Origin of the sequence: Paenibacillus campi (assembly GCF_034659835.1) — a bacterium.
GTDB classification, from domain to species: Bacteria; Bacillota; Bacilli; order Paenibacillales; family Paenibacillaceae; genus Saccharibacillus; species Saccharibacillus campi.
Window position 1 is genome coordinate 1 of sequence record NZ_JAXSQZ010000010.1, and the last position, 18,205, is coordinate 18,205.

Below are 18,205 nucleotides of genomic sequence, written 5' to 3' on the forward strand. Positions count from 1 at the left end.
TAGAGCTGACTTCGAAAGCGTAAGCGACCGCTCGTAAGAGCGGACAATATTCCCTGATAGCTCAGTTGGTAGAGCACTCGACTGTTAATCGAGTTGTCACAGGTTCGAGTCCTGTTCGGGGAGCCATGCTCTCATAGCTCAGTAGGTAGAGTGCATCCATGGTAAGGATGAGGTCACCGGTTCGATCCCGGTTGAGAGCTTGTTTTCAAATTTTAATAAGGCCCGTTGGTCAAGGGGTTAAGACACCTCCCTTTCACGGAGGTAACAGGGGTTCGAATCCCCTACGGGTCATTTCTTTCTTCTTTTAATCATTATTAGAAGATTAAAGATGTAAAGGTTTGTCAGTGCCTATCGGGTCTGGGAAATACGCTTGAACGTTTTGTATTGACGGCATTACCTTTACGACTAATACTTATGGAGACTTAGCTCAGCTGGGAGAGCATCTGCCTTACAAGCAGAGGGTCGGGGGTTCGATCCCCTCAGTCTCCACCATCGTTTTCTTAAACGTTGGGGATTAGCCAAGCGGTAAGGCAACGGACTTTGACTCCGTCATGCATAGGTTCAAATCCTATATCCCCAGCCATTAAGAGCCATTAGCTCAGTTGGTAGAGCACCTGACTTTTAATCAGGGTGTCGAAGGTTCGAGTCCTTCATGGCTCACCATTCTTCATTCACAATATGCGCGTGTGGCGGAATTGGCAGACGCACTAGACTTAGGATCTAGCGTCTTACGACGTGGGGGTTCAAGTCCCTCCACGCGCATACCATGCGGACGTGGCTCAGCGGTAGAGCATCGCCTTGCCAAGGCGAGGGTCGCGGGTTCGATTCCCGTCGTCCGCTCCATTATGCGCCCTTAGCTCAGCTGGATAGAGCGTTTGACTACGAATCAAAAGGTCAGGAGTTCGAATCTCTTAGGGCGCGCCATATTTTCATATTACTGCACATCGGGATGTAGCTCAGCTTGGTAGAGCACCTGGTTTGGGACCAGGGGGTCGCATGTTCAAATCGTGTCATCCCGATTGTACGCGGGTGTAGTTCAATGGTAGAACTCCAGCCTTCCAAGCTGGTAGCGTGGGTTCGATTCCCATCACCCGCTCCAACATGTGAATAAGACCGGAAACGGTCTTTTTTTGCTATATACAGCTTTATGAAACTTCTATATTGATGGATGGTGCTTGGTGAGCCCAGCTGATTATAGATATAGTGGACGAGCAAAGTAATAATAGTAATGCAAGCGTATTCATGTTTTATTTTAAAGGATAAGCTGTACAGTGTCTTATTTCCGACCTTTGTGAACAATAAAATGATACGTAGGATCGTTTGAAGACATCACTTAGTCCGTATAAGCAAATGCATGGAACTATCTGTTCCATTTATTCTGGTGCAGTTGCTGAAAAGGAAAAATGAGATTTATTTTGTAACTCTTGGTCAAGCTTACAGCAGCAGTGTAATAAGATTGGGATTATGGTCATTTTGACAATAGGACGAATTTAGCCTTCACACTTTAAACGATTGTAGTATAATAATGTAGTGCGATAACGCTGTGAAGTCATTATGAATGATTGACAGAATGTTTGCATAATTACTCACAACCTACAAATTAATTAAAGTATTCATACATACTTTGTTGTATGATGTGAAGAAGATGTTAACCTTCAATACAATCAATACCGGTGGGGAAGGATAGGAGGAGAAGCATGTCTGAGTTGACTGTGAATGTAAGTAAAAATCATTCGAACAATTTGCTGCGACGCGATGTACGCTTTTTGGGGAATATTCTTGGTGAAGTTCTCGTGCATCAGGGCGGACAAGAGCTATTGGATATTGTAGAGAAAATCCGCGAGCTGAGCAAATCGCTGCGTGCTGTATCGCTGCCAGAAGTATTTGATGAGTTTAAAACATTAATCCGTCATCTGGATTCGGATAATCGACATCAGGTGATCCGTGCGTTTGCTATTTATTTTCAACTCGTTAACATCGCTGAACAGAATCATCGTATTCGCCGTAAACGCGATTACGAGCGTTCTGCTGGAGAGACGGTACAGAAAGGCTCGATGGAGAGCGCTGTACAACAATTGAAAAAGCATAATTTTACAGCTGATGAGATTGAAACGCTGCTCGCTGATCTGTCGCTGGAACTCGTCATGACCGCTCATCCGACTGAAGCTATGCGTCGTGTCATTCTTGACATTCACAAGCGTATCTCTGAAGATGTGAAGCTGCTGGACAACCCGACTCTGACCTTCCGTGAACGTGAGCAATTGCGTGAAAAGCTTCTGAATGAAGTGATTACGCTTTGGCAAACCGATGAGCTGCGTGATCGCAAGCCGACGGTACTGGATGAAGTGCGAAACGGTATGTATTATTTTCATGAAACATTATTCGATGTATTGCCAGAGCTGTATCAGGAGCTTGAGCGTTCGCTTGCCAAGCATTATCCGGATCATCACTGGCATGTACCGGGCTTTCTGCGTTTCGGTTCCTGGATCGGCGGTGACCGTGATGGTAACCCGTCCGTAACGGCAGATGTAACCTGGAAAACATTGCAGATGCAGCGTAAATTGGCGATTCGCGAATATCAGCGCATTTTGCGTGAAATGATGAACTCGCTTAGCTTTAGTACAACGATTATCGATGTATCCGAGGAGCTGTTGTCTTCGATTCAGAAGGACCGTCTTCACGTTACGATCGAAAAAACATATAGCTGGAACAATGAAAACGAGCCTTACCGTATCAAAATCGCCTATATGCTGCGCAAGCTGAACAATATAGTGGACGAATCGAAGCAAGGCACACTGGAGCGTTACAATGACGTATCCGAGCTGCTGGAAGACTTGTGGACGATCGATAAAAGTTTGCGCCATCATTATGCAGACTATGTCGCGGATACGCATGTACAGAAAATGATTCGCCAGGTGGAGCTATTTGGCTTCCATACGGCTACACTGGATGTACGTCAACATAGTCAGGAGCATGAAAATGCGCTAAAAGAAATTTTGGCGGGCATGCAGATTGTGGACGATTACTCCAAGCTGAGCGAGCATGACAAAATCGAATTGCTGGGCAAACTGCTCGTTGATCCGCGTCCGCTCACTTCGCCTTACTTCCATTATAGCGATAGCACAGCGGAATGTTTAGCTGTATATCGGACGATTGCCCGTGCACAGCAGGAATTTGGCCGCACTTGTATTTCCAGCTACCTGATCAGTATGACGCAAGGGGCAAGCGATATTCTTGAAGTAATGGTATTTGCTAAAGAAACGGGTCTGTTCCGTCTGTTGCCGGACGGTTCGGTGCATTGTACGGTTCAAGCGGTGCCGTTGTTTGAAACGATCGACGATTTGCATGCAGCACCTGCGATTATGCGCCGTGTGCTTGATTTGCCTGCGTATCGTGCAGGTGTGGCTGCAATGAACAATCTGCATGAAATTATGCTGGGCTATTCTGACAGTAATAAAGATGGTGGCGTAGTGACGGCGAACTGGGAGCTACGTCTCGCATTAAACGATATTACGGCGATGGGACAGGAATACGGCATTAAGCTTAAATTTTTCCACGGTCGTGGTGGAGCGCTCGGTCGTGGCGGTATGTCGCTTGATCGCAGTATTATGGCGCAACCACCTCATACGATCGGTGGCGGTATTAAAATTACCGAACAAGGAGAAGTGCTGTCTTCTCGTTACTCGCTGCAAGGCATCGCTTATCGCAGTTTGGAACAGGCGATTTCGGCACTGATCACTTCAGCGATGATTGCCAAAGTGGGCGAGCCTGCTGGTGAAAACAATCAGGAGTGGGACGAAATTGTGCGCGGCATTTCGGAAGTGTCGCTGAATAAGTACCAAGACTTAATTTTCCGTGATCCGGACTTTATGAGTTTCTTTAAACAATCGACACCATTGCCTGAAGTAGGTGAGCTGAATATCGGTTCCCGTCCATCCAAACGCAAAAACAGCGATCGTTTTGAAGATTTGCGGGCGATTCCGTGGGTGTTTGCTTGGACACAAAGCCGTTATTTGCTGCCAGCATGGTATGCAGCCGGTACGGGCATCCAGCATTTTTATCAGAACAAGCCGGAAAATATGGCGACACTGCAGCAGATGTATAAGGAATTCCCATTTTTTAAGACGCTAATCGATACATTGCAAATGGCGATTGCGAAGGCTGATCTGATGATCGCGCAGGAATATGCCAAAATGTGCAAAAATGATGAAGTGCGTGCCCGTATTTTCGGTATGATCGAAGCGGAATTCAATTTGACTCGTGAGCTGGTGCTGCAAATTAGCGGTCAGCAAGAGATTTTGGATAATGTGCCGGTCATTCAAGAGTCGGTGCGTCTGCGCAATCCGTATGTTGATCCACTGAGTTATTTGCAAGTTCAGCTATTGAGCGAGCTGCGTACGATTCGTGAAGATGGCTCAGATGATGCCGAGTTGCTGCGTGAAGTATTGCTTACGATCAATGGCATTGCAGCCGGTCTGCGCAATACAGGTTGATCTGAACATTCATATGTTGTGATACTTGCTAAGGTAATACAAAATGGAGCGGACGGTATACGTCCGCTCCATTTTGTGTGCCACTAGCGTGTGCCACTAGCGTGTGCCACTAGCGTGTGCCACTAGCGTGTGCCACTAGCGTGTGCCACTAGCGTGTGCCACTAGCGTGTGCCACTAGCGTGTGCCACTAGCGTGTGCCACTAGCGTGTGCCACTAGCGTGTGCCACTAGCGTGTGCCACTAGCGTGTGCCACTAGCGTGTTTTGATAGCAGTAATTTTACGATCCTATGTTAAAATGAATAAATTACAGTCGAAATTTAACAAATTGTATATTTACTGATGGATTAACATTGCAATTTATCGAATCATCCAGTACGATTTTAAGTGGACTGTAACGGGTTAAACGAGTGCGTCATATACATATTGGGAACATAGTTTGGGGGAGTGATGGTGGATAATTTGGATACGAGACTGGTGAAGCTGGCGCTAAAGGGTGATCAGCGCGCATTTGCCGAGATCGTGGATTTATATAAGGATAAACTCTTTCACCTCGGTTATCGTATGCTTAGCAATCGGCATGAGGCGGAAGATGTCGTGCAGGAAACGTTTTTGAGAGTATATAAAAATCTGGATCGTTATGATCCAAAACAAAAATTTTCGACCTGGATTTATCGGATTGCGACGAATCTGTGTATTGATCGATTGCGTAAACGCAAGCCGAGCTTCTCGCTAGATGCCGAGTTAAACGATCAGGATAATACCGATGGCTATGCGCTCATTCCTGGTGATGAGCGTACGCCGGAGAGTGAATATATGCTGACCGAAACACAACATCTGATTCATCAGGCGATCGATTCGCTGCCGGACAAATACAAGACGGTGATGGTGCTACGGTATTTGCAGGAGTTATCACTGCAGGAAATTAGCGAAGTGATGGATATGCCGGTGACGACGATTAAAACGCGTGTGCACCGTGGGCGGGAATTTTTGCGCAAAAAGCTGGAAAACAAATTGTAATATGTTTGCGGACATTGTTTTTTTGATGATGGATGCTATGTATTGTGTATACCGTATACGTTAAGCGCGAATCAGTGGCGAAAGAGCTTTATTTTAGGCGGCATGCCATACGAGCAGTAGCATGAATCGTCAGCGGCAACGGTGTAGAGGACATCAGTATGTATTTCTAAGTTTCCAAAGTCGATAAACAATGTAAACAAAAGTATTGCCGACCTTGCATAATTCGTGTGAGCAAAGCAGGAATGCTATCGCAAACAGCGATGCTATACGTAGACACATATATAAATCGTTGATAGATGAAACGATATAGCTGCTTATGCCTACGATACACTATTATTTACGTATGAATCATCGCTAGGAGAATTTTGTAAAAATCTTCGTTTATTTTGAAACGTTACTAAAGTTGCAGCGTATTTAACAGAGTATTCGCTGTTCCATGCACATTGCCGTTTATGGTATGATGCATGAGGCACTATTTTACGAGAAAGGAATGGCTCATATGGATTGCAAACTGGCCGTCTCCTATATTCATGAGTATTTGGACGGCGATCTCTCGGATGAACGGGCAGCAGAGCTGAAGCAGCACATGGCTGAATGCTCGGAATGTCGAGCCGTTTTTAAAGAGCTGGAGCAAACTGAATTGCTCTTGTTTGCTGTCAATCACCGCAAGCCGCCAGTATCTGATGAGCTCACTGACCGGATCATGCAGGCATTGCCAAAGCCCAAAAAGTCGTCGGCATGGATTACATGGTTAAAACGCCATCCGGCTTTAACCGCAGCAGCAGCATTTTTTATTATTTTGCTCGGTACGTTGCCGCTTTGGAATGAAGGTCCTGAGATGATCGTCAAAGGGCAAAATCTGGATCAGGTTGTGATTGAAGGAAATACGGTTATTGTGCCGGAAGGAAAGACTATTGACGGCAATTTGACGATAGAAAAAGGACAAGCTAGGATTTACGGTGACGTTGAAGGCAATGTAACAGTGATCGACGGTAGCGTATTTCAAGCAAGTACTGCCCATATCTCCGGACAAGTTCAAACGATCGATCAAGCAGTAGGCTGGCTCTGGTACAAAATTTCAACTGCATTCGCGGATGTCGCCTCTACCAATTAAATCATGAATCGAAAGGCGCCTCTTGCCAAGATGGCGTCTTTTTTTGTATCATTGCCGATGTTCTTTGCATGTTGAATGAAAAACCGTGTAAAATAAGAAAATAGGAACAGGTTTCATCGGTCGTCTGCAGCCGCCAATTCACTGATTTATTTTCAACCAAGATCGTCATTTTGGCAGCAAGTTAGGGTAATAGGATAATAGTGCTCAAGTGCGGTTATCATTACAGATGCTCTAGCAAATAACCGGGACGGCAGATGCCAGGTTAAAGGTCCACCAGATAGAACATAACGGGGGTTGCAGTATGGAGTATTTTGCGGACTTGACTTGGAAAGATTCCATTAAAGATATTATCGATATTTTGATTGTTACGTATATCATTTATCAGCTCATTTTGCTCGTACGTGGAACGCGTGCGGTGCAGCTGCTCAAAGGTATTTTGGTGCTCGTCGTCGTCTGGGCACTCAGTAGCTGGTTTGATCTGTATACGCTGAAATGGTTAATGAATCAGGCGTTTACGTTTGGTGTACTAGCGATCTTTATTATTTTTCAGCCGGAGTTGCGACGCGGTTTGGAGCAGCTTGGACGCGGTAAAATATTTGGACGTACGGTAGCCGATGAAGAAGAAATTACGCGTATGATTAACGAAGTGATCAAGGCGGTTAACTATTTGTCCCGGCGCAAAATCGGGGCGCTTGTTGTGTTTGAGCGTACGACCGGGCTGAACGAATATACCGAATCCGGCATTAAAATGCAGTCGGTGATCAGTTCAGAACTGCTCATTAATATTTTTATCCCGAACACGCCGCTGCATGATGGGGCGGTCATTGTGCAAGGACAACAGATTGCTGCTGCTGCCTGCTATCTTCCGTTATCGGAAAATCCGTTTATTAGCAAAGAACTGGGCACACGGCACCGTGCAGCAATCGGTATTAGTGAAGTCGGGGATGCGATTTCACTGATCGTATCGGAGGAGACCGGGCAAGTATCGCTTGCTATGAACGGGCAAGTAGTGCGTGACATTAATGAAGAATCGTTGATTTCCAAGCTGCACGAAGCGCTTAAGCCTAATGTGACAGCAGAGAAAAAGCTCCCGTTCTGGAAGCGGAAGGGGGGAAATCGTGATGATGGACAAATGGATCAGTAATAATACTGTCGCCAAAATACTCGCGCTTGTAGTGAGCATTTTGCTATGGGTTATGGTTCACATGGACAACAATACGATTCCGACCTCAACAACGTCCGCTGCAATGGGGACGAGTGTGATCAACAATGTGGAAGTGCAGCCATATGGATTTGATGAGGACAAATATGTATTAAAATCGATTGAACCTGCTACGGTCAATATTGAAGTGCGAGGACAGTCTGATCTGATTTCTTACTTTTCAACGAGCAGTTATAAAGCCAAAGTGAATTTAAGCGATATTAAAGGTGCAGGCACAGTCACATTGCCAATCGTAGCGGAAACGCCTGCTAGTGTGCAATATGTATCGTCTACGCCAGGTTTTGTAAAAGTAACGATTGAAGAAAAAACATCCAATTCGTTTATACCGCAAATTCAAGTCGAGGGCGAACCTGCGGCAGGTTATCAAAAGGGTGATCCTGTCATTGTGGACGGCCCGGACAAGGTGAGCGTAACGTTACCGGAGAGCCGATTGCGCGATGTGGGCAGTGTGCAAGGCGTTATTAATATTGCAGGGGCGACCGACACGGTCAATAAAACGGTCACACTGGCGGTATACGATAAGAGCGGTGCAGCGATGAAAGATGCTGTCGTCTCGCCGGCAACGGTTAAAGTGCAAGTGCCGATCGGTAAAGCATCGCGCACATTACCGCTAACGCTAAGCTATATCGGTCAATTGCCGGATAATCTCGTGCTGGCAAATACGGAAGTAAGCGCGGATGAAGTAACGGTGTATGGCTCACAATCGGAGCTGGCGGCGCTTGGTTCATCGATTACCGCGTCTGTTAATCTAAGTTCGATCAATCAGGCGGGAACGGTTACGCTTACGGCGGCGCTTGATTTGCCGGAAGATACGGATCGCATTTCGCCGTCATCGGTACAAGTGAAAATTACGACCGAAAAATTCTCGGAGCGGACGGTGCAAAATGTGCCGGTGCGTCTTACTGGAATCGGCAACAATTTGGAAGCGACCATTACCGACCCGCAAAGTCAGCAAGTCGCAATCAGTATTAAAGGAGCACCGGATGCGATTCAAGCGGTAAAACCGGAAGATATTAAGGCTACCGTTAATTTAAGCGGGCGCGTCGTTGGCACGTACAAACTGCCTGTGCAGATCGTATTGCCTGAAACGGTAAGTTTGTCCAATCCGGGCGAACAGATGAATGTGACCGTTACGGTAACCGAAAGTAGCGGCTCTACAACGCCGAGCAATTCCGAGCAAAACAATAGCGAAGGTTCCACTGGCAATACCGGGGAGGGAGAGCCGAGTAACAGTACAGGCACAGGAAATGGCTCAGGTAACAATCCTACGAATCCCACCGAAACACCAAGCAATGAATCCGACAATGGTACAGAGCCTTCTGGCGGCGGAAATGGCAATAACGGCTCCAGTACGGATAAACCTCCAGCGGCAGACGACGGTAATAGTTCATCTGCCGAGTCAGGTACAGGTAGTACAGCTTCGACTCCTCAAGCAAGCACAGTTGATCAAGCGCTGAGCAAACCTGTCGTATCCGCCAACACGTATCATTAAATCGGTCGCTCGTGCTCTCGGAATCACGCTATTGACATCGACTGTATAGAAGACGTATAAAGAAAGAGTTGCACATCGGTGAATCGGTCGGACACATCCGCACCGATTCACCGATATGCCCAAATGATGGATTGGTTAGTCTAATCGGATGAGAATATCCAACTGAATATAATTATAAGGAGCATAATTCATGGGTAAATATTTTGGAACAGACGGCGTGCGTGGTGTCGCCAATAAAGAGCTTACAGCAGAAATGGCTTATCAAATCGGACGTTGTGGAGGGTATGTACTGACCCACGGTGCCGAGAAACCAACTGTGGTCATCGGTATGGACACACGCATCTCGGGTTTGATGCTGGAATCTGCGCTGGTCGCGGGTATGATGTCGATCGGAGCTCATATTATTCGGTTGGGCGTTGTCAGCACCCCGGCAGTTGCTTATATTACCCGCCTGCTTAAAGCGGACGCTGGTGTAATGATCTCTGCTTCGCACAATCCGGTTGAAGATAATGGAATTAAGTTTTTCGGTGGCGATGGTTTTAAGCTGTCTGACGAAACCGAGCTGAAGATCGAACAGCTGATGGATGCGGAGCATGATACATTGCCACGCCCTGTAGGTGCGGAACTGGGGACGATCGTAAATGATGATACGTCCAAATTCAAATATTTGGAACATTTGAAATCGACGATTACGCATTCGTTTAAAGGGCTAAAAATCGTCATGGATTGCGCGAACGGTTCCGCTTATGAGCTGGCACCGACATTGTTTAAAGAGCTGGGCGCAGAAGTGATTACGATCGGCGCTGAGCCAAACGGACTCAACATTAACGATCACTGTGGTTCGACCCATCCAGAATTGCTTAAGCAAGAAGTTGTGCGTCATGGAGCGGATATCGGGCTTGCTTTTGACGGGGATGCGGATCGTCTGATTGCGATTGATGATCAAGGCGCAGAAGTCGATGGCGACTATATTTTGTGCATTTGTGGCGATGCGATGAATCGTGCAGGTAAGCTGAAAGACAATACGATCGTCTCAACGGTTATGAGCAATATCGGCTTTTATAAAGCAACTGAGAAGCTCGACCTGCGCACCGCACAGACGGCTGTTGGTGATCGATATGTGATGGAGGAAATGAAACGCGGCGGCTATACACTTGGTGGTGAGCAGTCTGGTCATGTTATTTTCCTCGATTATATTACGACTGGTGATGGCATTTTGACGGCTGTACAGTTGGTCGATACATTGGTCGCATCCGGTCAAAAGCTGAGCGAGCTGAAAACGATGATGGACAAATATCCGCAGGTGCTCGTCAACGTACGTGTAGAAAGCAAAGCACGTTATGAAGGTAATCCGGCAATCGCGGAAGCTGTCAAAGGGGTAGAAACGAAGCTGGGCAGCAACGGTCGTGTACTCGTGCGTCCATCCGGCACAGAATCGCTAATTCGTGTTATGGCAGAAGGCCCAGATAAGGATGAACTGGAGCAATATGTGGGTGAGATTGTTGATGTAGTCAAAAAAGAACTCGTTTGATCGCTGTATCAGCTAAGAGCATTCCTGGAAAAGGGATGCTCTTTTTTGATATCGATAGAGAGGCAGAAACGGTAGTGGTAGATCAAATAGAAACTCCATTTAGCTGACTATGGTTAATAATTTCGAGATGATAGTGTAATAATATAGGATTTGTATAGGTGTAATATAACGTTATAGCCACTTTCGCCAATATTGTCGCATGTACGATTCTCCTTATGCTCGTCTATCGTGGTTGTATCGGATGTGCCAGTTATACATTCATCCCTACAACTAAATAAAACGGCTGCCTCGTCCAGCTAGCGGTTTAACGTTTGAGATGATAGGTTAATGATGAAGATATTGTTAATATTGATGGTGTATCCTATTGCATTGCTCAATCATACGGCTGTCACATTTTTATCATTGCTATAATCGTAAAAGATGCATATAATGAACGAGTTGCTGTTTGTAATATAACTGTAACATTAGGGATAAAACGATAGCAGCTGGACTCTAATAGGGAAAGTGAGGATCGAGGTTACTTTTGCAAGATCAAGCGCCAGAGCTCGAGAGACGGACGGATATGCATCGAGCTGACGAGGTGAAGGTGTTCGAAACATTCGGCGGGGACCTTCCGGTAACGCACTATACCGCAAAGCGGAATCCAAATGCCAGGAGTGATCCTGGTGACAAAGATTCTGTCAGGTGCATCATAACTAATTATACGTATGAATGTGCATAAGCAGCAGGAAGCAGAGCGGGTGGAAACATGTACATTCACAAATAACGCCTGGTAAAGCTTCTTTTTCCGCATGCTTATGTATGATTCATCTCTAAAATAAATGATTGAAGCGGAGGAATATAAACATGTGCGGTATTGTTGGATATATTGGAAATCAGAATACACAAGAAATTTTGATTGATGGTTTGCGTAAGTTGGAGTATCGTGGGTACGATTCGGCGGGAATTTCGGTATTTACCGATACAGGTTTGCAAGTTATAAAGGCACAAGGACGTATGGCTAACCTGGAATCAAAGCTGGAGCAACATCCGCTTGTCGGTACAGCAGGAATCGGTCATACACGCTGGGCTACACACGGTAAACCATCGGACGAAAACTCTCATCCGCATACAGATGCACAGCATAAGTTCTCTGTTGTGCACAACGGTATTATCGAAAACTATCTGGAACTGAAAGATGAACTAATTCGCTCTGGTATTCAATTTGTATCCGAAACCGATACCGAAGTTATCGCTCACCTCGTAGCACGCGAATATGCAGGCGACATCGTGAAAGCTGTGCAAAAGGCGGTTACGTACATGCGCGGTGCATTTGCACTTGGCGTACTGACCGAACTGGAACCAGATAAACTGGTTGCTGTGCGTCAAGCAAGCCCACTCGTAATCGGTGTAGGCGAAGGCGAGAACTTTATCGGTTCTGATATTCCGGCAATTTTGAAATATACACGTAACGTCTACATCCTCAACGATGGCGAAATGGCGGTTCTGACCCGTGATGCGGTTGAGTTGATGACGATTGAAGGCAACTTTATTGCTCGGGAAATGATTCGTGTGGACTGGGATGCAGTCACCGCTGAAAAAGGCGGTTATGATCACTTCATGTTAAAAGAAATTCACGAGCAGCCAAAAGCATATCGTGATACGATGCTAGGACGCATTAATGACGATGGCAAAGGCGTTCATTTCAGCGATCTGAAGCTGACGGCTGAGCAAATTCGCAACATCCGTAACGTGCAAATCGTCGCTTGTGGTACAGCATACCATGCAGGTCTGGTCGGACGTAACATCATTGAGAAGTTGGCGAAAATTCCGGTGGAAACCGACGTTGCTTCCGAGTACCGTTATCGCTCCCCAATCGTCGATCAAAACACGCTTGTGATCGTAGTTAGTCAATCCGGTGAAACGGCGGACACACTTGCCGCTTTGCGTGAAGCACAAGCAAATGGCGCGCATGTGATCGCGGTAACAAACGTTGTTGGCAGCTCGATCGCTCGTGATGCGGATGATGTGATTGCAACGCTGGCAGGCCCTGAAATCGCGGTTGCTTCGACTAAAGCATACACTTCCCAGCTGATCGCTTTTTATCTGTTCGGTCTGTATTTGGCTCAAGTACGCGGTACACAAACAACAGACGAAATCGCGGCTACATTGGCAGCGATGGAATCTTTGCCAGAGCAAGTAGAAACGGTACTCGCTATGGCACCAGAGATCAAAAAATATGCCGAGCATATCGCCCAGCATAAGCATCTGTTTTTTATCGGACGCGGCGTTGACTATGCGGTCGTACAGGAAGGTTCTTTGAAGCTGAAAGAAATCTCCTACATTCACTCTGAAGCGTATGCAGCGGGTGAACTGAAGCACGGTACACTGGCGCTAATCGAAGAAGGCATTCCGGTGATCGCGCTGGCGACGCAGGAAGATGTATTGGAGAAAACGATCAGTAACATCAAAGAAGTAAAAGCACGCGGCGGCGAAGTGATGGTCATCTCGTATGACGAGCATCGCGAAGACTTGCTGAAATCGGTCGATTATGTAATGACGATCCCGAAAACATTGCCATTGCTTAGCCCGGCACTGTCGGTTGTGACGCTGCAATTGCTCGCTTATTATGCTTCGCTTGCATTGGAGCATGATGTGGATAAGCCACGTAATTTGGCGAAAAGTGTGACGGTGGAGTAGAATTACAGTTTAATCGTTGCAAATGATAGGAAATTATATATAAATAATGGCTTCGCTCCTTGTTTTGAGGGGCGAAGCCATTCGTCGTTTGTGGCATATTAGCAGGTGATGATCCGCTATTGACACAAAGTAACTATGATACTCGTTAATATAACATAGTGGTGAACACTACTGAGCACTACTGAGCACTGCTGATCGCATGATCACAAAAGAAAAGCCCGAAGCAAATTCCATCTTATCTACGACAAAACCTGCTTCGCCTCACCTTCACAACTGAAACCGATACCCTGCCCCCCACACTGTCTGAATATACTGGGGATTTCCTGGATCAACTTCAATCTTATCGCGTAGTCGATTAATATGCACTGCTACCGTAGCGCTATCCCCAATCGAATCCAGTCCCCAAATCCGCTCGTATAACGCATCCTTACTAAACACAATATTCGAATTAATGACTAGAAAATGCAGCAGCTCGAACTCTTTCTTTTTTAACTCTAATTCCTGCCCATGCAAATAAGCGCGGTGAGCATCAATATTGATTAAAAATGCGCCGATCTCGATATTGCCGCCGCGTGCGTTTTGTTCCAGATTGCCTTTGAGGCGCGCATATTGTGCCAAATTGGACTTTACCCGTGCCACCATTTCGTTGGGAGAAAACGGCTTTACGATATAATCGTCTGCGCCAAGACCGAGTCCGCGTATTTTATCGATATCTTCCTGTTTGGCGGTAACCATCAGAATCGGGATATCGAGCTTTTCGCGCAGTCTGCGGCAGACGGAGAAGCCATCTTCACCGGGCAGCATCAAATCAAGCAAAATGAGATCAAAACGTCCCGACAATGCCAGTTCAGCACCGGTAATGCCATTGTCGGCAATTTGAACGGCAAAATTGTTAATTTCCAAATAATCGCGTTCAATCGCCGCGATCGCTTCATCATCTTCAATAATCAAAATATGTTTCATCCTTGTTCCTCCTGCACGATCAGCGGTAAACGAATAATGATACGCAGCCCGCCGGATGGAGCATGCAATGCTTTAATGCTGCCCCCCATACGTTCGACGGCTTTGGCGGTAATCGCCAGTCCCAGTCCGCTACCTTTATTCGGATTGTTGCGCGACGGATCGCTGCGGTAAAATACATCAAACAGATGACCAAGCGATTGCTCCGGTACACCTGGACCATTATCGGTCAAATAAATAATAATTTGTTCGCGCTGTACGATCGTCTGAATTTGTAGCAAACCGCGTTCATGTTGTCTGTATTTCAGACTATTTTCCATAATATTCGTAAAAATGCTGTCCAGTTGCAACGGATCAGCGAAAATGCGGGCTGGTTCAGCAGCCAGTTCCAATTGAATATCGAGCCCTCGATCCGCATATTCCGCGATCGTCGCCCGAACGAGCGATTCCAGCTCACGATTGACATCGAGCAGCTCCGGGTCATAGGGATAGTCGCCCATATCCATTTTGGAAAAGAGAAAGATTTTGGCGACCATGCGGTCGATATCTTCGGCTTTTGTTTTGATCATTTGAATATAGTTATGCCGCGCTTCAGGCGTGTTGGCTACACCGTCCAGCAGCCCTTCCGAATACGCGCGAATCGAAGTGAGCGGGGAGCGCAGATCGTGCGAGATGCTGGCGAGCAGTTCTTTGCGATTGTTTTCCTGGCGTTGGATAAGCTGCATCGATTGCTTAAGCTTTTCTGCCATATCGTTAAAATCATGACATACGCCAGCAAATTCGTCTTTGCCATGATAGCGAATACGTGTATCCAAATTGCCGTCGCGAATTTGCTGTACCCCTTCGATTAGCATATGCAGCGGCTGATTAATATGTTTAAACACAAAATGCGTTAAAAACCGATTCGTAAAAAAGATCGTAATGAGCACGCCTAACGCGAATAATACGGTAAATAGTGTAATTAGCGAATCATATTCGGTACTGTAGGAATTATCCGCCAGCGGCGTATATTCATTAAAGGTGGAGATCAGATACGTTTTATCGCCCATCGTTACTTTTTTGCTGGTTAAACTGGAATTTTCCAATACGATACTGCCATCACCGTTAAGCGCCCAGATTGCCGCAATCATCGTGTTCACAGAATCGATATTTTGATCGCCCATATTAAGCAGCAATCGCCGTGATTTGTAATCGTACACAGTCAGCCGCATATGATTCGTTTGCAAATAGCTTTCCAGCTTTTGTCGCTTCTGTACGAGCGTATTGTTCGTATCATGGCTTAAATCAAGCGCGGTCGATGTCAATGTGTCAGGCACATCGTAGCCGGACGGATCGCTCGGATATTTGACTTTCCAATATTGCAGCGACATATACTGACCGGCTGCGATAATGATCGCGGAAATGATGACAGGTACGACAATCATCAGGATGTTGGAAATAATCAGTCGGTGTTTAATGGTCATACCTTTGCTCCTTTGGACATCTTATGGGCGCTTACGGAATTATTGTAGCACAGAATAATGCGGTCGATGGAGCAGTTTGCATGATCGTGTTGGATGGGCAACATACCTGGATTCGTTTACAAGGATGCTCTAATCGTAGTGTGCAATAGTCAGTGTCTTTAAATTGTCATAGTGGTTATTTCATTAGTTAGAGATAGCATCCTTCAAATGAAATGAGTTCACGCAATGAACACCAACTGCATCAAGTTGACTGTAACGCAGCGATACGTTGCCAGCTTCGTCTGTACATCGTGAATGAGTAGTATCGGCTAACTCTAGTTAGTCCGTACGCAATTGTATCCTAGCAGATCGGCTGCGCTGGCATACCCGTTAATTATTTAGTCCGTACGCAACGCATGAATCGGTCGCAACCGTGCTGCCTTATGCGCCGGAATGATGCCAAATAGCACACCGATCACAAACGAAAATGCAAACGAGATCGCTACCATACTCCATGCATATTGAATTTGAAACGGAGTGAAATGCCCGGCAATCCAGACGAGTCCAAGCCCGGTGCCAATGCCAAAGCTGCCGCCGAGCGTACTGAGAAAAATCGATTCGATCATAAATTGCAGCAAAATATTACTTTTCTTCGCCCCGATCGCTTTGCGAATGCCAATTTCGCGTGTGCGTTCATTAACCGAGACGATCATAATGTTCATAATACCGATACCGCCCACAATTAGTGAAATGCCAGCGATGCCAGCAAGGGAAGCGGCGAGCAATGCGGTCGTTTTCTCCGCGGATTTGATCATCGCCTGTGCATCAAAAATATCAAAGCCGGACGGATCGCCAATCTTGTCTGTCATTACTTGTTGCAGTCGTGCTTTAATAGCAGGAATTTGCTGCGGATCACGCGCTTTGACCTCAAACGATTGAATGCCTTTCGTTTGTAAAAAGCGCTCGGCTGTAGCGAGTGGAATTAGAATTTTATTGTCATTGGAGCCGCTTAAACTGCTGCCTTTTGCTTTGAGCAAGCCAACGATCGTAAACGTATCGCCATTTAGCCGTATATCGTGCCCGACCGGGTTTTGCATGCCAAACAGCTTGGTAGCCGTTTCGGTGCCGATCAAAGCGACTTTTTGCCGATACTGATTATCGATTTGTAGCAAAAAACGTCCACGTTGTACATGAAAATCTTTTACATATTCATAGGCAGGCAGTACACCTTCGATCGATACGTCGGTATTACGATTGCGGTTTTTGGCGGTAACATTACCGGAAATGGTCGGTGATACACCGCCTATGCCTGGAATATTACCGAGATCATTCACTTCCTCCGCTGTCATTGACGTCACCGCTCCATACCCGAAAATATTAACGGACAACAGATCAGTGCCCAGATCGCCAAACTGCTCGCTCACCTGATTGTTAAAGCTAAGCCCGAGCGACACGATCAAAATAACCGATGACACCCCGATAATAATGCCCAACATCGTTAAAAATGAGCGTACTTTATTGCCGATAATGCTAAGCAGCGCCATCCGTATACTTTGAAAAAAGATCATACTTCATTCCTCCGGTCCTCGGTCAGCATCCCATTTTGAATGCGCACAACTCGCTTCGCTTGCTGGGCGATGTCCAGATCATGGGTAATCAAAATGATCGTATGCCCTTGTGCATGCAGCCGTTGGATCATTTGCATCACTTCATGCCCGGTATGGGTATCAAGCGCCCCAGTCGGTTCGTCGGCAAGCAGCAGCGGCGGATTACCGGCAAGTGCGCGCGCAATCGCCACCCGTTGCTGCTGACCGCCGGATAGTTGGTTAGGACGATGGTGCATCCGTTCTTCCAGCCCGACTTGCTGTAACGCTTGAATCGCTCGTCGTTTACGTTCGCGTTGGGACAGTCCGCGATAGATGAGCGGCAGTTCTACATTTTCCACTGCCGATAACTTGGGCAGCAGATTAAAGCTTTGGAAAATAAAGCCGATTTTCTCGTTACGAATGCTGGCGAGTCGATTATCGGACAGCTTGCGCACATTATGCCCATCCAGCATATAATCGCCGCTATTGGACAAATCGAGACAGCCGATCATATTCATTAACGTTGATTTGCCAGAACCGGAAGGCCCGATAATGGCGACAAATTCCCCTTTATGCACCGTAAGCGAAATGTTTTGCAAAATCGGCATCTGTTGTCCGCCCATCTTATAGCCGTGCGACATCTGTTCAATCTGTATGAGCGGTTCCATC

The 18,205-nt window shown here is 46.4% G+C and carries 11 protein-coding genes and 11 tRNA genes; 18 read left to right on the forward strand and 4 right to left on the reverse strand.

Annotation, left to right across the window (positions count from 1 at the left end):
• Positions 1-50 precede the first annotated feature (50 nt).
• From U1I11_RS18900 to glmS, 18 genes are all read left to right on the forward strand, one after another.
• Positions 51-126: transfer RNA gene (locus U1I11_RS18900), tRNA-Asn, on the forward strand.
• 1 nt (position 127) lies between these two features.
• A tRNA-Thr gene (locus U1I11_RS18905) sits at positions 128-200 on the forward strand.
• Positions 201-219: 19 nt separating this feature from the next.
• Positions 220-291: transfer RNA gene (locus U1I11_RS18910), tRNA-Glu, on the forward strand.
• A 125-nt stretch (positions 292-416) separates the two neighbouring features.
• A tRNA-Val gene (locus U1I11_RS18915) sits at positions 417-492 on the forward strand.
• Between the two features lie 16 nt (positions 493-508).
• Positions 509-583, forward strand: a tRNA-Gln gene (locus tag U1I11_RS18920).
• Between the two features lie 4 nt (positions 584-587).
• Positions 588-663, forward strand: a tRNA-Lys gene (locus U1I11_RS18925).
• A 17-nt stretch (positions 664-680) separates the two neighbouring features.
• Positions 681-762 (forward strand) — tRNA-Leu (locus tag U1I11_RS18930).
• Between the two features lie 6 nt (positions 763-768).
• Positions 769-843, forward strand: a tRNA-Gly gene (locus U1I11_RS18935).
• A gap of 4 nt (positions 844-847) precedes the next feature.
• A tRNA-Arg gene (locus U1I11_RS18940) sits at positions 848-924 on the forward strand.
• Between the two features lie 21 nt (positions 925-945).
• Positions 946-1,019, forward strand: a tRNA-Pro gene (locus U1I11_RS18945).
• 6 nt (positions 1,020-1,025) lie between these two features.
• A tRNA-Gly gene (locus U1I11_RS18950) sits at positions 1,026-1,099 on the forward strand.
• Positions 1,100-1,697: 598 nt separating this feature from the next.
• The gene (gene ppc, locus U1I11_RS18955; protein WP_322907695.1) at positions 1,698-4,493 is read left to right on the forward strand and encodes a phosphoenolpyruvate carboxylase; all 2,796 of its coding nucleotides are present in this window, start codon (positions 1,698-1,700) and stop codon (positions 4,491-4,493) included.
• A gap of 447 nt (positions 4,494-4,940) precedes the next feature.
• Entirely contained in the window at positions 4,941-5,510 is a 570-nt protein-coding gene (gene sigW, locus U1I11_RS18960; protein ID WP_322907696.1) for an RNA polymerase sigma factor SigW, read from the forward strand.
• 499 nt (positions 5,511-6,009) lie between these two features.
• Positions 6,010-6,624 (forward strand): zf-HC2 domain-containing protein, encoded by a 615-nt coding sequence (locus U1I11_RS18965; protein WP_322907697.1) that lies wholly within the window; start codon positions 6,010-6,012, stop codon positions 6,622-6,624.
• A 301-nt stretch (positions 6,625-6,925) separates the two neighbouring features.
• Positions 6,926-7,768, forward strand: coding sequence for a diadenylate cyclase CdaA (gene cdaA / locus U1I11_RS18970; RefSeq protein WP_322907698.1), 843 nt, complete (start codon positions 6,926-6,928; stop codon positions 7,766-7,768).
• The gene (locus U1I11_RS18975; RefSeq protein WP_322907699.1) at positions 7,746-9,338 is read left to right on the forward strand and encodes a CdaR family protein; all 1,593 of its coding nucleotides are present in this window, start codon (positions 7,746-7,748) and stop codon (positions 9,336-9,338) included. The genes cdaA and U1I11_RS18975 overlap by 23 nt, the downstream gene beginning before the upstream one ends.
• Before the next feature lie 190 nt (positions 9,339-9,528).
• Positions 9,529-10,869, forward strand: a complete 1,341-nt coding sequence (gene glmM / locus U1I11_RS18980; protein WP_322907700.1) for a phosphoglucosamine mutase — start codon at positions 9,529-9,531, stop codon at positions 10,867-10,869.
• An 846-nt stretch (positions 10,870-11,715) separates the two neighbouring features.
• The gene (gene glmS, locus U1I11_RS18985) at positions 11,716-13,548 is read left to right on the forward strand and encodes a glutamine--fructose-6-phosphate transaminase (isomerizing) (protein WP_322907701.1); all 1,833 of its coding nucleotides are present in this window, start codon (positions 11,716-11,718) and stop codon (positions 13,546-13,548) included.
• A gap of 267 nt (positions 13,549-13,815) precedes the next feature.
• On the opposite strand, the gene U1I11_RS18990 is transcribed toward glmS, so the two are convergent.
• From U1I11_RS18990 to U1I11_RS19005, 4 genes are all read right to left on the reverse strand, one after another.
• On the reverse strand, positions 13,816-14,511 hold the full coding sequence (locus U1I11_RS18990) for a response regulator transcription factor (RefSeq protein ID WP_322907702.1): 696 nt from the start codon (positions 14,509-14,511) through the stop codon (positions 13,816-13,818).
• Positions 14,508-15,971, reverse strand: a complete 1,464-nt coding sequence (locus U1I11_RS18995; protein ID WP_322907703.1) for a sensor histidine kinase — start codon at positions 15,969-15,971, stop codon at positions 14,508-14,510. The genes U1I11_RS18990 and U1I11_RS18995 overlap by 4 nt, the downstream gene beginning before the upstream one ends.
• A gap of 377 nt (positions 15,972-16,348) precedes the next feature.
• Positions 16,349-17,518: an ABC transporter permease gene (locus tag U1I11_RS19000; RefSeq protein WP_322907704.1), complete on the reverse strand. Its 1,170-nt coding sequence runs from the start codon at positions 17,516-17,518 to the stop codon at positions 16,349-16,351.
• A complete protein-coding gene (locus U1I11_RS19005) occupies positions 17,515-18,204 on the reverse strand; it encodes an ABC transporter ATP-binding protein (RefSeq protein WP_322907705.1) in 690 nt (229 codons plus the stop codon). Before U1I11_RS19005 ends, U1I11_RS19000 begins: the two co-directional genes overlap by 4 nt.
• Position 18,205: the final 1 nt, after the last annotated feature.

What these genes read in the sequence shown, in the direction of transcription:
- ppc (WP_322907695.1), top strand. Translation starts at nt 1,698, where the DNA reads ATGTCTGAGTTGACTGTGAATGTAAGTAAAAATCATTCGAACAATTTG.
- sigW (WP_322907696.1), top strand. Translation starts at nt 4,941, where the DNA reads ATGGTGGATAATTTGGATACGAGACTGGTGAAGCTGGCGCTAAAGGGT.
- U1I11_RS18965 (WP_322907697.1), top strand. Translation starts at nt 6,010, where the DNA reads ATGGATTGCAAACTGGCCGTCTCCTATATTCATGAGTATTTGGACGGC.
- cdaA (WP_322907698.1), top strand. Translation starts at nt 6,926, where the DNA reads ATGGAGTATTTTGCGGACTTGACTTGGAAAGATTCCATTAAAGATATT.
- U1I11_RS18975 (WP_322907699.1), top strand. Translation starts at nt 7,746, where the DNA reads ATGATGGACAAATGGATCAGTAATAATACTGTCGCCAAAATACTCGCG.
- glmM (WP_322907700.1), top strand. Translation starts at nt 9,529, where the DNA reads ATGGGTAAATATTTTGGAACAGACGGCGTGCGTGGTGTCGCCAATAAA.
- glmS (WP_322907701.1), top strand. Translation starts at nt 11,716, where the DNA reads ATGTGCGGTATTGTTGGATATATTGGAAATCAGAATACACAAGAAATT.
- U1I11_RS18990 (WP_322907702.1), bottom strand. Translation starts at nt 14,511, where the DNA reads ATGAAACATATTTTGATTATTGAAGATGATGAAGCGATCGCGGCGATT.
- U1I11_RS18995 (WP_322907703.1), bottom strand. Translation starts at nt 15,971, where the DNA reads ATGACCATTAAACACCGACTGATTATTTCCAACATCCTGATGATTGTC.
- U1I11_RS19000 (WP_322907704.1), bottom strand. Translation starts at nt 17,518, where the DNA reads ATGATCTTTTTTCAAAGTATACGGATGGCGCTGCTTAGCATTATCGGC.
- U1I11_RS19005 (WP_322907705.1), bottom strand. Translation starts at nt 18,204, where the DNA reads ATGGAACCGCTCATACAGATTGAACAGATGTCGCACGGCTATAAGATG.